This window comes from Streptomyces sp. NPDC059679 (assembly GCF_042734105.1).
Lineage (GTDB): Bacteria > Actinomycetota > Actinomycetes > Streptomycetales > Streptomycetaceae > Streptomyces.
This window is the reverse complement of record NZ_JBHWES010000041.1, coordinates 89167-105185: the sequence shown is the minus strand read 5'-3', so window position 1 is coordinate 105185 and position 16019 is coordinate 89167. Positions and strand designations below refer to the sequence as shown.

The 16019-nt window shown below is 72.3% G+C and carries 4 protein-coding genes; 2 read left to right on the top strand and 2 right to left on the bottom strand.

Annotation, left to right across the window (positions count from 1 at the left end; translation table 11 throughout):
- Positions 1 to 11928, bottom strand: an 11928-nt coding sequence (locus tag ACFV2X_RS34060; RefSeq protein ID WP_385624074.1) for a type I polyketide synthase, incomplete at its 3' end; no start/stop codon positions are given.
- 386 nt (positions 11929 to 12314) lie between these two features.
- Positions 12315 to 13352 carry a GDP-mannose 4,6-dehydratase gene (locus ACFV2X_RS34055; protein WP_385624071.1) on the bottom strand — a complete coding sequence of 346 codons (1038 nt, stop codon included), beginning with the start codon at positions 13350 to 13352 and terminating at the stop codon, positions 12315 to 12317.
- A gap of 769 nt (positions 13353 to 14121) precedes the next feature.
- Here ACFV2X_RS34055 and ACFV2X_RS34050 point away from each other — a divergent pair.
- Both ACFV2X_RS34050 and ACFV2X_RS34045 read left to right on the top strand, forming a co-directional pair.
- A complete protein-coding gene (locus ACFV2X_RS34050) occupies positions 14122 to 14724 on the top strand; it encodes a LuxR C-terminal-related transcriptional regulator (protein ID WP_385624069.1) in 603 nt (200 codons plus the stop codon).
- Between the two features lie 287 nt (positions 14725 to 15011).
- The gene (locus ACFV2X_RS34045) at positions 15012 to 16019 is read left to right on the top strand and encodes a zinc-dependent alcohol dehydrogenase family protein (protein WP_385624067.1); all 1008 of its coding nucleotides are present in this window, start codon (positions 15012 to 15014) and stop codon (positions 16017 to 16019) included.

The window sequence follows — 16019 nt, the reverse complement described above, 5'->3', positions numbered from 1 at the left end:
AGACTCGTCCAACAAACGGGCACCCATCCCCACCCACTGCGAACCCTGCCCCGGGAAGACAAACACCAACCTCCCCTCCACATCGGCAACCCCACACACCACCGCGGCCGACGAGGTGCCCTTCGACAGCGCCTCCAGTTCCCGCCGGAAGTCCTCGATGTGCTCGCCGACCACCACGGCCCGGTGTTCGAACAGCGACCGCGAAGTGACCAGCGAATACCCGATGTCGGCCAGTGTGGTCTCAGGGTCGCCGTCCAGATGGGAGAGCAGGTTGGCGGCCTGTTCGCGCAGCGCGTCGGCGCCGCGGGCCGACAGCACCCACGGCAGGGCCCCCGGCCCCGCCTGGCCCGGCTCCTCGACGGGGGTCCGTGGCGGGGTCTCTGGCGCCTGCTCGAGCAGCGCGTGCGCGTTGGTGCCGCTGACGCCGAACGAGGAGACGGCACAGCGGCGCGGTTCTCCGGTGTCCGGCCATGCGACGGGGTCGGACAGCAGCGCCACCGTGCCGGGTGACCAGTCGATATGCGACGACGGTTGCTCGACGTGCAGGGTTTTGGGCAGCAGCCCGTGGTGCATCGCCATGACCATTTTGATCACGCTTGCCACACCGGCCGCGGACTGGGTGTGCCCGATGTTCGACTTCACCGAGCCCAGCAGCAGCGGTCGGTCCGGGGCGCGGTCCTCACCGTAGACCGCCTGCAGCGCCTGGACCTCGATCGGGTCCCCCAGCGCTGTGCCGGTGCCATGCGCGTCGAGGGCGTCCACGTCGCCCGCCGACAGGCGCGCGTTGGCCAGGGCCTGCCGGATGACGCGTTGCTGGGACGGGCCGTTCGGCGCTGTCAAACCATTCGAGGCGCCGTCCTGGTTGACCGCCGAACCGCGGACCAGCGCGAGCACCGGGTGGCCGTGGCGCTGGGCGTCCGAGAGCCGTTCGACCAGCAGGATGCCGACGCCCTCGGCCAGGGTCATGCCGTCGGCGGCGTCGGAGAAGGCCTTGCACCGGCCGTCCGCGGCCAGCGCCCGCTGGCGGCTGAAGGCGAGGTACGAGGCGGGCGTGGCCATCACGGTCGCGCCGCCCACCAGGGCGAGCGAGCTCTCCCCCTCGCGCAGCGACCGGCACGCCAGGTGCAGGGCCACCAGCGACGACGAACACGCGGTGTCCACGGTGACGGCGGGGCCTTCGAGGCCGAACACATAGGACAGCCGACCGGAGAGCACACTGGGGCTGCTTCCGGTGACCATGTGGCCCTCGGTGCCGTCCGCGACCCCGGTGCCGTAGTCCTGGTAGGTCGATCCGATGAAGGTGCCGGTGAGGCTGGAGCGCAGCGACCGCGGGTCGATGCCCGCCCGTTCGAAGCTCTCCCAGGCCGTCTCCAGCAGCAGCCGCTGCTGCGGGTCCATGGACAGCGCCTCACGCGGCGAGATCCCGAAGAACGCCGGGTCGAACTCGCCCGCCTCGTGGAGGAAACCGCCCAGTGTCGAGTACGTCCTGCCCGCCCGGTCGGGGTCGGGGTCGTACAGCGCGGCGGTGTCCCAGCCACGGTCGGCGGGGAACTCCGAGATGGCGTCGGTCCCGTCGGCCACGAGCCGCCACAGCTCCTCGGGGGAGCGTACGCCGCCGGGGAAGCGGCAGCTCATCCCGATGATGGCGATCGGCTCGTCGTCGTGGGCCGAGGAGAGCGCCACGGGCCCGGTGCCGGCCGCCACGGTGCCGAGGATCAGCGTGCGCAGATGCCGGGCCAGGGCCAGGGGGCTCGGGTAGTCGAAGGCCGTGGTGCTCGGCAGGCTCAGGCCGGTCAGGGTGACCAGGCGTTTGCGCAGCTCGACGGCGGTCAGCGAGTCGAACCCCAGGTCGCGGAAGGCGCGCTCTTCGGGTACGCCGTCGGCGGAGGCGTGCCCGAGTACGGCGGCGGCCTCGGCGCGTACCAGGCTCGTCAGCAGCCGCTCCTGCTCGGCCTCGGTGCGCCCGTGCAGCCGCCGGGCCAGCTCCGACGCGCCGTCCGCGGCCTCGGACGCGGACCGCCCGTCCGCCTGTGTCCGCACCTGTTCCCGGGCCTCGGGCAGATCGCCGAGCAGCGGGCTCGGCCGTACGGAGGTGAAGACGGGGAGGTACCGGTCCCAGTCGACGTCGGCGACGGTCACGGTGGTGTCGCCGTGCACCACGGCGCGGCGCAGTTCGGCCATGGCCCGCTCGGGCGCCAGGAAGCGCAGGCCGCGCCGTTTGAGGCCGTCCGCCATCGCGTCGTGGGTGGCCATACCGGATTCGGCCCACGGGCCGAAGGCCACGGAAGTGGCGGCGAGTCCGCGGGCGCGGCGGTATTCCGCCAGCGCGTCCAGGTAGGCGTTCGCCGCGCCGTAGGCGCTCTGGCCGCCGCTGCCCCATACGCCCGCGATGGAGCCGAACATGACGAACAGCTCCAGGTCGCGGTCGCCCAGCAGTGCGTCGAGGTGGGCGGCCCCGGCCAGTTTCGCCGCGACCGCCTCCTCGAACTCCGCGGGCGCCATGCCCTCCAGGGGTGCGGCCGAGGCGATGCCCGCGGTGTGCACGACCCCGGTGAGCGGGGAGTCGGCGGGGAGGTCGGCGAGGGCGGCGGCCAGCGCGTCGCGGTCGGCGGCGTCGCAGGCCACGATGCGCACCGCGGCCCCCAGGGCCTCCAGTTCGGCGCGCAACTCATCCGCGCCGGGGGCCTGTGCGCCCCGGCGGCTGGTCAGCACCAGGTGTTCGGCGCCGGCGCGCGCCAGCCACCGGGCGACCTCGGCCCCCAGGGCGCCGGTGCCACCGGTGACCAGGACGGTCCCGTGCGCGGTGAAGTCGCGGGCGGCGGGCAGATCGTCCACCGTACGGTGGACCAGTCGGCGCGCGGACACTCCGGTGGCGCGGATCGCCACCTGGTCCTCGTCGTGGTGAGCGGAGGCGGGCTCGGTGGATCCGGCCAGCACGCTCATGAGCCGCTGGGCAGCGGGCCGGTCGACCACCTCGGGCAGGTCGACCAGTCCGCCCCACCGCCCGGGGTGTTCCAGGGCGGCGGCCCGTCCCAGGCCCCAGATGGCCGCCTGGAGCGGGCTGGTGACCGGGTCGGACGGCCCGGTGGACACGGCGCCTCGCGTGGCATTCCACAGCGGGGCGGTGACGCCGAGGTCGCCGAGCGCCTGCACCAGGGCGACGGTGAGCGCCAGTCCGACCGGCAGGGCCGGATGGTCGGGGGCGGGGTGTTCGGCGACGGCCAGCAGCGAGAGCACTCCGGACACCTCGTCGAGGCGCACCCCGTCCGCGGCGTCCCCCTGAACCGCTGCCTGAACGCCCCCGAGCCGTGCGGCCAGGACGGCGCGGTCGGCGCACGTGTCGTCCAGCACCACCCGGTGGACGCGGGCGCCGTGCTGGCGCAGGGCGTCCACCACATCGTCCTGGAACGGGTCGTCGGGCGCGCCGTCCGCGGTGACGACCAGCCAGGTGCCGGCCGCCACCGGTGCCGTGGACACCCGCAGTGGCTGCCACTCCACCTGGTACCGCCAGGAGTCCAGCACGGCCTTCTCATGCCGGTTCTGGCGCCAGGAGGAGAGCGCGGGCAGCAGGGCGTAGAGCGACGCGTGGTGTTCGTCCTCCAGCCCCAGCACGGTGGCCAGTTCCGCCGCGTCCCTGCGCTCGACCGCGCTCCACAGCCGCTCGTCCGCCGGATCCGCCGCCGTCTCCGGGCTCGTGGGCGCGGCGGTGGCGGTGTCGGGCCAGTAGAAGTCGTGCTGGAAGGCGTACGTCGGCAGATCGACACGGCGTGCCCCGCTGCCGCCGAAGTACCCGGGCCAGTCCACGCGTACCCCGCGGACGTGCAGCTTGGCCAGAGCCGCCGCGACGGTCAGCTCCTCGGCGCGGTCGGCCCGCAGGGCGGGCACCGCCTCGGCCGTGGAGTCCTCGCCGAGCGTGTCCTCGGCCATCGCGGACAGGACGCCGTCCGGGCCGAGTTCGAGGAAGGTGGTCGCGCCCGCGTCGCGCAGGGTGCGTACGCCGTCGGCGAAGCGGACCGTCCCGCGGACGTGTTCCACCCAGTAGTCCGGGGAGCAGATCTGCTCCTCGGTGACGATCTCGCCGGTCACGTTCGACACGATGGGGATGGTCGGCGCCGCGTGGACCAGGCCCTGTGCCACCTCGCGGAAGCCGTCGAGCATGGCGTCCATGCGGTGCGAGTGGAAGGCGTGGCTGACCCGCAGCCGCTTGGTCTTGCGGCCCAGGTCGCGGAAGTGTGCCGCGGCCTCGAGAACCGCCTCCTCGTCACCGGAGAGGACCAGCGCGGACGGGCCGTTCACGGCGGCGACCGCCAGCTCGTGGTCCCGGCCGGCCAGCAGCGGTGCCACCTCGTCCTCGGTGGCCTGTACGGACACCATCGCCCCGCCGGCGGGCAGGGTCTGCATCAGCCGGGCCCGCGCGGCCACCAGGGCGCAGGCGTCCTGGAGGGACAGCACACCGGCGGCGTGGGCCGCCGCCAGCTCGCCGATCGAGTGGCCGGCGACGTAGTCGGGTCGGACGCCCCACGAGAGCATGAGCCTGAAGAGCGCCACCTCGACGGCGAACAGCGCGGGTTGCGTCCAGCCCGTTTGGTCCAGCAGCTCGGCCTCGGGCGTGCCCTCGTCGGCGAACAGCACCTCGCGCAGGGGGCGGTCCAGGTACGGGTCCAGCTGGGCGCAGACCTCGTCCAGCGCGCGGGCGAACACCGGGAAGTCCGCGTACAGCTCCCGGCCCGCCCGGGCCCGCTGGCTGCCCTGGCCGGAGAAGAGCAGCGCCAGCTTGTCCGTGCCGCCCGCCTCGCCCTCGATCACGGCGGGGTCGGGACGGCCCTCGGCGAGCGCGGTCAGCGCGCGCAGCAGCCCGGACCGGTCCGGTGCGACCACGGCGGCGCGCTGCTCGAAGGCCGAGCGGGTGGTGGCGAGCGAGAGCGCGACATCGGCGGCGTCCAGCCCGGGGTCGGTGTCCACGCGGGCCGCCAGGCGGGCGGCCTGGGCCCGCAGCGCCGCGCGGCCACGGCCGGAGAGCAGCCAGACGACGGAGCCGTGGCCGCCACTCCGGGGTGCGGTCTCCTCGGGCTCGGGGTCCGACGGCGCGGGCTGTTCGACGATCAGGTGGGCGTTGGTGCCGCTGATCCCGAACGAGGACACACCCGCCCGGCGCACCCGGCCGGTCGACGGCCACTCCACCGCCCGGGTGAGCAGTTGGACCTCGCCCGCCTCCCAGTCCACATGCGACGACGGCGCGTCCACATGCAGCGTGCCCGGAAGCACGCCGTGCCGCATCGCCATCACCATCTTGATCACACCAGCCACGCCTGCCGCGGCCTGGGTGTGCCCGATGTTCGACTTCACCGACCCGAGCCACAGCGGTCGTTCCCGATCCTGCCCGTACGTGGCCAGCAGCGCCTGCGCCTCGATGGGGTCGCCCAGCGTGGTGCCCGTGCCGTGCGCCTCCACCGCGTCCACATCCGCGGCCGACAGACCGGCGGTGGCCAGCGCCTGGCGGACCACCCGCTGCTGGGACGGGCCGTTCGGCGCCGTCAGACCATTCGACGCGCCGTCCTGGTTGATCGCCGAACCCCGCACCACGGCGACCACTTCGTGACCATTACGGCGCGCGTCCGACAGCCGCTCCAGCACCACCACACCCACGCCCTCGGACCAGCCCACACCATCGGCCGACTCCGAGAACGCCTTGCACCGCCCGTCCGGCGACAACCCCCGCTGCCGCGAGAACTCGATCAACGACGCGGGTGTCGACATCACCGTGACGCCGCCGGCGAGCGCGAGCGAGCATTCGCCCTCCCGCAGCGCCTGCGCCGCCAGGTGCATGGCCACCAGCGAAGAAGAACACGCGGTGTCCACGGTCACCGCCGGGCCCTCCAGGCCCAGCGTGTACGACACCCGGCCCGAGGCCACGCTCGGGGACGTGCCGCTGCCCAGGAAGCCCTCGAAGTCGCCGCCGCCCGCGAGGACGGTGCCGTAGTCGTTGTACATCACTCCGGTGAACACACCGGTCCGGCTGCCGCGCAGCGACACCGGGTCGATCCCGGCCCGTTCCACCGCCTCCCATGAGGTCTCCAGCAGCAGCCGCTGCTGGGTGTCGGTGGCCAGCGCCTCCCGCGGGCTCATATTGAAGAAGGCCGCGTCGAACTCGCCCGCGTCGTGGAGGAATCCGCCACCACGGGTGTACGTGGTGCCGTGGTGGTCGGGATCCGGATCGTACAGCGTCTCCAGGTCCCAGCCGCGGTTGGCGGGCAGCCCGGAGATCGCGTCGGTGCCCTCGCTGACCAGCCGCCACAGCTCCTCGGGCGAGCCGACGCCGCCCGGATAGCGGCAGCCCATGCCCACGATCACGATGGGGTCCTCGACAGCCGTGCCGGGATTCGGCCGTGCCGGGTCGGGGGCTGCCGCGGCACGGCTGCCGAGGAGTTCATCGCGTACGTGAACGGCGAGCGCGGTGACCGTGGGGTAGTCGAAGACGGCGGTGGCCGAGGTGCGCAGCCCGGTGGCCGCGCTCAGCCGGTTGCGCAGCTCGATCGCGGTCAGCGAGTCGAACCCCAGGTCCTGGAAGGGACGGTCCGGGTCCACGGCGTCGGGGCCCGCGTGGCCGAGCACGGCGGCGACCTGGGCCCGGACCACGTCCACCACGGCCCGGGTGCGTTGGTCGCCGTCGAGCCGGGCCAGCCGCTGCGCCAGCCCCGAGGCGGTCCCCGAGCCCTCCACCACCGCCCGGCGGTGGGCCTTGCGGACCAGCCCGCGCAGCAGATGCGGTACGTCGGCGGAGGCGCGCAACGCCGCCAGGTCGAGCCGTACCGGCAGCAGGACGGGGCGGCCGCTGGAGACCGCGGTGTCGAACAGGTCGAGGCCCTGCTCGGGCGAGAGGGCGGGGGTGCCCATACGGGCCAGCCGCCGCAGGTCGGTCTCGGTGAGGGCGCCGGTCATCCCGTCCGAAAGGGCCCAGGGCCCCCAGGCGAGGGACTGGGCCGACAGGCCCTGGGACCGGCGGTGGCGGGCGAGCGCGTCCAGGAACGCGTTGGCCGCCGCGTAGTTGCCCTGGCCGGCGGTGCCGACGGTGCCGGCCAGCGACGAGAAGACGATGAACGCGGACAGCTCAAGACCGTCGGTCGCCCGGTGCAGGGCCCAGGCCGCGTCGACCTTGGGCCGCAGCACGGCGTCCATACGCTCGGCCGTCAGCGAGCCGATCATGCCGTCGTCGAGCACGCCGGCCGCATGCACGACCGCGGTCAGCGGATGCTCGGTCGGGATCCCCGCCAGTACGGCGGCCAGGGCGGCGGGGTCGGCCACGTCGCAGGCAACGGCGGTCGCGTCCGCCCCGTGGTCGGCGAGGTCGGCGACCAGGTCGGCGGCGCCCTCGGCCGCGCCGCCGCGGCGGCTGAGCAGCAGCAGGTGGCGTACGCCGCGCTCGGCGGCCAGATGCCGGGCGATCAGGGCGCCCAACCCGCCGGTGCCGCCGGTGATCAGGACCGTGCCGTCGGTGTCCCAGCCGGGCTCCGGATCCGCCGCGTTGCCCGTGTCCGCCGCGCCCGGCACGGGGGCGGCGACCCGGGCGAGCCGGGGGGCCAGCACGGTGGCCTGGCGGACGGCCAGTTGGGGTTCGTCCGCCGTCAGCGCCGACGCGAGAGGGACGGTCGAGGGGTCCTCGGGGTCCAGGTCCACCAGGGTGAACCGGCCGGGTGCCTCGGCCTGCGCGGAGCGCACCAGGCCCCAGACGGCCGCCGCGGCGAGGTCGACGGGCGCGCCCGCGTCTTCGCCGCGAGATTCCCCGGACGTGACTGCTCCGCTGTCGGCGGCCACCGCCCCACGGGTCACGAAGACCAGCCGGGTGCCCGCGGGCCCCTCCTCGGCCGACCAGACGCGCAGCAGGTCCAGCGCCCGTGACGTCAGCGTACGGACCGCGTCGGCCATCTCCCCGGCGGTGTCGCCGAGCATCGGGACCAGCACCGCACCGGTCGATACGCCATCCGGCCCGGTCAGCACGGCCGGGTCCATTAGGTCAGCCGGGTCGTCATGGACCCGAGCCTCGGTGCCGGCGGCCCGTAGTGTCTCGGCGAGCCCCAGGACATCCGGGCCGAGCACCACCACGGGCCCGGACGCAGGCACGGCCGGCGTCCCGTCCGTCGCCGAGGCGGGCAGCGGCGTCCAGTCCACGCGGAACAGCGAGTCCCGCCCGGTCACTGTCCCCTCTCCGGGGCCGCCGGCCGGCAGGGCGCGCAGCGTCAGCGCCTCGACGGAGGCGATGGGTTGGCCGGAGGGATCCGCGACCGCGATCGACAGGGTGCCGTCGGCGGCTCGGGACATCCGTACGCGTATCTCGGACGCGCCGGTCGCGTGCAGGGACACGCCCTCCCAGGAGAACGGCAGGGCGGTGCCCCCGCCGTCGGGGCCCCGGTCCCGGCCGGGGTCGGCGAGCATCGCGTGGAGGGCGGCGTCGAGCAGCGCGGGGTGCAGCCCGAACGAGCCGTCGGGGCCCTGGGCCGTAGGCTCCAGCGCCACCTCGGCGAACGTGTCCGCACCGCGTCTCCAGGCGGCCCGCAGCCCCTGGAAGAGCGGTCCGTATTCGAGGCCGTCCTCCGCCGCCAGCCGGTCGTAGAGACCGTCCAGCGCGAGGGATTGCGCATCGGCCGGCGGCCACTGGGCGGTGTCGAAGGCGATGTCGTGTCCGCCGGTGGTGAGTACGCCCGTGGCGTGCCGGGTCCACGGCAGCTCGTCGGTGCCCTCGCCGTCGGGCCGGGAGTAGAGGTTCAGGGTCCGCCGGCCGGACTCGTCCGGGCTGCCGACCCACATCTGCACCTGGACGCCGCCGTGTTCGGGCAGTGCCAGCGGCGCGGCGAGGGTGAGGTCCTCGACCCGGTCGCAGCCGACCTCGTCACCCGCGCGGATGGCCAGCTCCAGGAAGGCGGTCGCGGGCAGGATGACGGTGCCGCGTACGGCGTGGTCGGCCAGCCAGGGGTGGGTCCGCAGGGAGAGCCTGCCGGTGAGCAGGAAGCCGTCGGAGTCCGCCAGGGACACGGCGGCGGCCAGCAGCGGGTGGTGCGCGGCGCCCATGCCCGCGGCCCGCATGTCGCCCGCCGGAGTGGCGAGGCCCTTGGGCCAGTACCGCCGGCGCTGGAACGGATAGGTCGGCAGGTCCACTCGGCGGACGCCGGTCCCGGCGAAGTAGCGGTCCCAGTCCACCGGCACGCCGCGTACGTGGAGCCCGGCGAGCGCGGTGGTGACGGCCACCGGCTCGGGACGGCCCGGCCGCAGCAGCGGTACGGCGGCGCCGGGACCCTCAGGGTCCTCGTCCAGGTCCCCGTCGGTGGCGGTGTTGTCGAGACAGGTCCGGGTCAGCGCGGACAGGACGCCGTCGGGGCCCAGCTCCAGGTAGGTGTCGACGCCGTGTCCGTGCAGCCAGCCGATGCCGTCGGCGAACCGCACCGCCTGGCGTACGTGGTCCACCCAGTAGTCGGCGGACGTCAGCTCCTGCACGGTGGCCTGGGCGCCGGTCAGGTTCGATACGACCGGCACGACCGGCGCCCGCGGCGACAGCTCCGCGACCAGGGCGCGGAACTCCTCGAGCATCGGCTCCATGCGGGGCGAGTGGAAGGCGTGGCTGACCCGCAGCCGCTTGGTCTTTCGGCCCTCGCCCGCGAAGTGTGCCTCGATCTCGGCCACCGCGTCCTCGTCGCCCGCCACCACGACGGCCGAGGGGCCGTTGACCGCCGCGATGGAGACGTGGTCGGCGCGCCCGGTCAGCAGCGGCGCCACTTCGGACTCGGTGGCCTGTACGGACGCCATCGCCCCGCCGGCCGGCAGTTCCTCCATCAGCCGGCCGCGCGCCACGACCAGCCGCGCCGCGTCGGCCAGCGAGAACACCTCGGCGGCGTGGGCGGCGGCGATTTCCCCGATGGAATGCCCGGCCAGGAAGTCGGGGGTGATGCCCCAGGACTCGACCAGCCGGAACAGGGCGACCTCGACGGCGAACAGCGCCGGCTGGGCGTATGCGGTGCGGTCCAGCAGGGCGGCTTCCGCGGTGCCCTCGGCGGCGAAGAGCATGTCGCGCAGCGGGCGGTCGAGCCAGGTGTCCAGCGCGGCGAGGGTCGCGTCCAGCGCCTGGGCGAACACCGGGAAACGCTCCGCCAGCTCGCGCCCCATGCCCAGCCGCTGGCTGCCCTGCCCGGCGAACAGGAAAGCCAGCTTCCGTGTGGCTCGTGCGGTGCCCCTGACCAGGCCGGCGGAGGAATCGCCCAAGGCCAGTGCGGACAGCGCGGCGGCCGCCGCGGCACGATCGCCCGCGGTGACGACGGCGCGGTGTTCGAAGCCCGCGCGGGTGGTGGCCAGCGAGAAGGCGAGGTCGGCGAGGCCGAGCCCGGGGCGGGCGTCCAGGTGGGCGTGGAGCCGGGCCGCCTGCTCGCGCAGCGCCTCGGGGGTCCGGCCCGACACCGGCAGCGGAACCACGCCCGGGTCGAGCGTCACGACGGGTTCGGGCGCCTCGGCGTGGACGGCGTCCGGGCCGGGCCCGGCCGCGGCGCCATCGGACCCGGTCGGCTCGTCCTCGGCCGGTGTCTCGGCGGGAGCGGGGGCGGGGGCCTGTTCGATGATGGTGTGGGCGTTGGTGCCGCTGATGCCGAACGAGGAGACCCCGGCCCGGCGCGGCTCGCCGGTGACCGGCCAGGCGGTCGGCTCGGTCAGCAGTTCCACGGCGCCCGACTCCCAGTCCACATGGGTCGAGGGCCGGTCGATGTGCAGGGTGCGCGGCAGCATCCCGTGCCGCATCGCCATGACCATCTTGATGATGCCCGCGACACCGGCCGCGGCCTGAGTGTGCCCGAGGTTCGACTTCACCGATCCGAGCAGCAACGGGCCCCGGTCCCCGCGGCTCTGACCGTACGTGGCCAGCAACGCCTGGGCCTCGACCGGGTCGCCCAGCGTCGTACCGGTGCCATGCGCCTCCACCGCGTCGATCTGATCGGCGGACAGCCGTGCGTTGATCAGCGCCTGCTCGATCACCCGCTGCTGCGAGGGGCCGTTGGGCGCGGTCAGGCCGTTGGACGCGCCGTCCTGGTTGACGGCCGTGCCCCGCACCACCGCCAGCACCTCGTGTCCGTTGCGCTGGGCGTCCGACAGCCGTTCCAGGACGAGTACGCCGACGCCCTCGGCCCAGCCGGTGCCGTCCGCGGTGTCGGCGAACGAACGGCAGCGGCCGTCGGCCGACAGCCCGCCCTGGCGGCCGAACTCGATGAAGGTGGCCGGGCTCGACATGATGGTGATGCCGCCCGCGAGCGCCAGCGAGCACTCCCCCGCGCGCAGCGACTGGGTGGCCAGATGCAGGGCCACCAGCGACGACGAACACGCCGTGTCCACGGTGACGGCCGGTCCGACGACACCGAAGGTGTACGAGAGCCTGCCGGACATGACGCTCGTGGTGTTGCCGGTGAGCTGGAAACCCTCCACACCGTCGGCCGGGCCCACCCGGTAGTCCTGCGCCATCGCGCCCACGAACATGCCGGTCCGGCTGCCACGGAGGGTGCCCGGTTCGATTCCGGCCCGCTCGAACGCCTCCCAGGCGGCCTCCAGCAGCACCCGCTGCTGCGGGTCCATCGCCAGCGCCTCGCGCGGCGAGATGCCGAAGAAGTCCGCATCGAACTCGGCGGCTTCATGCAGGAATCCGCCGGAGACGGCCGTCCCGGCCAGCTCGCGAGGGTCCCAGCCCCGGTCGGTCGGCAGGGCGGTGATGCCGTCCTCACCGGACTCGACCATGTGCCACAGGTCCTCCGGGCCATTCACCCCGCCCGGGTAGCGGCAGCTCATGCCGACGATGGCGATCGGCTCCTGTGCCGCGGCCTCGATCTCGCCCAGCCGGCGTCGGGTCCGCCGCAGATCGGCGCTCGCCCGCTTGAGATAGTCCCTGAGCTTCTGTTCGTTGTCCATCTCACTCAACCCGTCTCGACGCTGGCGGCAGGCAATCCGCACAGGCAGGGGAGGGATTCGTCGCAACCGAACCCACCGGACATACGCGGCCGGGGTGGCGCCGGGGCCACCGACCGGGGCCGCGACCGGCCGTTTCCCCCCACTCGGGAAACGGCGGTCGGCGGCCCCTCGGGGTGGCCGCATGTGATGGCGGTCAAGGCCTCCCCTCGCCCAGTGTCATCACGGGCCCGCGAGGAAACCCCTAGTTCCTCGTCCCCGGTGGCCGGGGAACCGATGGAACGCGCGAGAACACCAGGGAATACCTGGGATTGCGAGGGGAACACGGGGGAACACGACAATGCCCGGTGGCGTTTGGACACGCCACCGGGCAACCTGAGCGGCGGCATTCACCAGCTCGTGGCCGAGAGGAGATCGCCGTAGTCGCGTTCACGGGAGGCCTGGCGGAGGTCGGACTCCACCATCATGCTCATCAGTTCGCGGAAGTCCACGGTCGGCTCCCAGCCCAGCTCGGTGCGGGCCCGTGTGCTGTCGGCACACAGCGTCTCCACCTCGGCGGGGCGGACCAGGGTCGGGTCGATGGCCACGTAGTCCTCCCAGTCCAGGTCCACGGACTCGAAGGCCATGCGCACGGCGTCGCGTACCGAATGGATGCGACCGGTGCCCACCACATAGTCGGATGGCTCGTCCTGCTGGAGCATCAGATGCATCGCACGGACATAGTCCCCGGCGAAGCCCCAGTCGCGTACCGCATCCAGGTTGCCCAGGAAGAGCTTGTCCTGGAGCCCGAGCTTGATCTGGGCCACCGCCAGCGAGATCTTCCGGGTCACGAACTCCGCGCCACGGCGCGGCGATTCATGGTTGAACAACATCCCGGAGACGGCGTACATCCCGAAGGACTCACGGTAGTTGCGGGTGATGAAGTGGCCGTACGCCTTGGCCGCGCCGTACGGGCTGCGGGGATGGAAGATCGTGGTCTCCCGCTGCGGCGTCTCGGTGACCTTGCCGAACATCTCCGACGACGACGCCTGATAGAAGCGGATCCCTCCGCGGCCACCGCCGCCACCGCGGGACTTGTCCAGCCCGCTCACCATGCGGATCGCCTCCAGCATCCGCAGCACACCCATGGCGTTGACCTCGGTGACCAGTTCGGACTGCTGCCAGGACATCGGTACGAACGAGATGGCGCCGAGGTTGTACACCTCGTCCGGCTGCACCGCGTCGAGGGCCGCCACCAGGCTCGCCTGGTCCATCAGATCGCCGTCGACAAAGGTGACGTCCGAGGCCAGCCGGCTGATCCGCAGCTTTCTGGGATTGGCCTGGCCTCTGATCAATCCCCAGACTCGATACCCTTGCGCAAGGAGGTGCTCGGCCAGATACGAGCCGTCCTGGCCGGTAATTCCGGTGATCAACGCACACTTGGACATAAAGGATCCCTTCCACGACCACGGAAAGACCGTCGAGTGGTTTTTTCACGCAGTGGGCGGCGCAGGGAATTCGACGCATTCCACTGCTTGAGGCACACCCGCAATGGCCATGGGTCGGCTGCCCGGATCCGAATGCGAGGTTGTCTAGCTCAACCTTCACAGCCGCTCCGGAATGATGTCAAGGAAGCGCGAATACGCTAGGGGATTTCCGAGACTTGGGGCGCGTCGCCGGGTGCACCACTATCCGCGTCCTTGCAGGCAGCAAGGGGATACCGGCCGGTTCAAGGCCCGTAAGCGATCGTGATCGGGTCCACGCACCGAGACTCCCGGCACACCGCGATCATGCCCTCCTCTTACACTCAACACCCCATGAACAAGGGGCCCGTACGGGTGACCGACGCGGGCAATCGGGCAAGAACGGTCACCACAACGTGGCATACGGGCAGCGAAAGAGGGCACGGTTCCGATATACACTTGGAACTGAACCTAACACCCGTCACTGTGCCCCTTTTTCAGTACGACCGGTTTGACGCTCACGGGGGCAGCACGAAACGTGACCGCACAGCTGCCACTGAAAGTCGACTTAAAGCACGGATAATTGACGTCGTCGAGTCCGATTATCAGGTCAGCGCCCTGATCAATTCACGGGCAGCGCCCCTCGCGTCGTCGTTGAAACGACCGAAAGAGGTGACTCCTCTTGGCTCTCTCCCACACCATCCCGGTGACTTCCTCGACCTCCGGTCAGAGCGACAACGGGATCCGGACTCGCGTGTCCACGACCGAGCACGGCACGGGCATGGCCACCCTCGACTCGGACCTGCGGGTCCAGGCGGGCAACGACGACTTCTTCCGCTGCTTCGCCGGATCCTCGGCCGAGCTGTGTGGGCGGAACCTGTTCGAGCTGCTGCGTCCCAGCTCGCCCGCAGTCCTCCGGGAACACTTCCTGAGGCTGCACGACGGCCGGCGGACCCGCTTCAGCGAACGGGTCGTGGGACACCGCTCAAGCGGACACCCGTTCTCGGGCGTACTGACCGCCACCGCCGTCCAGGGCTCATCGGACGGGCTCTCCGCCATCGTCGTCCTCGTCAAACCGGACAACCACACACCCGAGGACGAACCCGGAACCCAGCGCCGCCTGTTGCTCTCGCCCCTGGAGGCCCGGATCCTGGAAGGCGTGGCCACCGGCGCCTCGACCATCCAGATGGCCTCCAACCTCTATCTCAGCAGGCAGGGCGTCGAATACCACGTGGGCTCGATGCTCCGGAAGATGAAGGCCCGTAACCGCGCGGCCCTGATATCCCGCGCATACGCGGCCGGCATGCTCACCGTGGGCACCTGGCCGGCCCGGGTCGTCTCGGACTTCGTGAAGTAGGGCAAACTCCGGAACGGACTTTGTCAGTCATCCCCTGAGGAGGGGACAGGCGACACCCTTCGCCGAACCTGGTGGCACCGACGCCCCCGGCGAACCGAAGCCGGGGGACTCATCGCCCATGCACGACCGTAACTCACCGCAAGCACACCCTCACTCTGAGGAGCGGCGGAGAATATAGTTCGACGTGGGTCAAAATTTGACACGCATCGAACTACGCGGCAGTGTGGATTGCGGCGCCGAACCATTTCGGCGCACTCCCCCATCCCCTCCGCAAGGACAGCAGCACCATGGCAAAGCTCGTACAGTTCGACCGGATCGGCGGCCCCGAGGTCCTGACCCTGCGCGATGTCGAAGTGGGCGCTCCCGGCGCCGGTGAGCTTCGCATTCGCGTGGACGCGATCGGCCTCAACCGGGCCGAGGTCATGTTCCGCGAGGGCGGCTACTTCTACGAGCCGACCTTCCCCTCCTCGCTCGGCTACGAGGCCGCCGGCGTCGTCGAGGCGATCGGCGAGGGCGTGGACGGCTTCGCCGAGGGCGACCCCGTCGGTGTGGTGCCGGCGTTTCTGCAGACCGACTACGGCACGTACGGCGACCACGTCATCGTCCCGGCCACCGCCGTCGTCGCCCGCCCCGCGGACATCGACCCGGTCCAGGCGGCGGGCGTGTGGATGGCCTACATCACCGCGTACGGCGCCCTCGCCGAAGGTGGCCAGGTGCGCCCGGGCGACCATGTGCTGATCACCGCGGCCTCCAGCAGCGTGGGCCTGGCCGCCATCCAGATGGCCAACCACATCGGCGCGATCCCGATCGCCACCACGCGCGGCGCCGGCAAGAAGCAGGCCCTCCTGGACGCCGGCGCGGCCCACGTCATCGTCACCGACGACGAGGACCTTCCCTCCCGCATCAAGGAGCTCACGAAGGGGGAAGGGGTGCGTCTGGCCTTCGATCCGGTCGCCGGCCCCGGCGTCGAGACCATCGCCCAGGGCATCGCCCCCGGTGGCTTCCTTGTCGTCTACGGCGCCCTCGACCCCCGCCCCACTCCGCTGCCCAACGCGCAGTCGTTCCCCGCGCTGAGCACCAGCACGTACACGCTCCACGAACTGACGACGGACGCCGAGCGCCTGCGCCGCGCGGTCGCATTCGTCAACGCGGGCCTGAGCAGCGGTTCCTTCGAGCCGGTCATCGACCGCACCTTCGACCTCGCGGACATCGTCGAGGCCCACCGCTACATGGAGTCCAACGTCCAGGTCGGCAAGATCGTCATCACGGTGGCACACGAGGACGGCACGGTCTGA

Coding starts and splice junctions, on each gene's coding strand:
- ACFV2X_RS34045 (WP_385624067.1), top strand. CDS start 15,012: ATGGCAAAGCTCGTACAGTTCGACCGGATCGGCGGCCCCGAGGTCCTG.
- ACFV2X_RS34055 (WP_385624071.1), bottom strand. CDS start 13,352: ATGTCCAAGTGTGCGTTGATCACCGGAATTACCGGCCAGGACGGCTCG.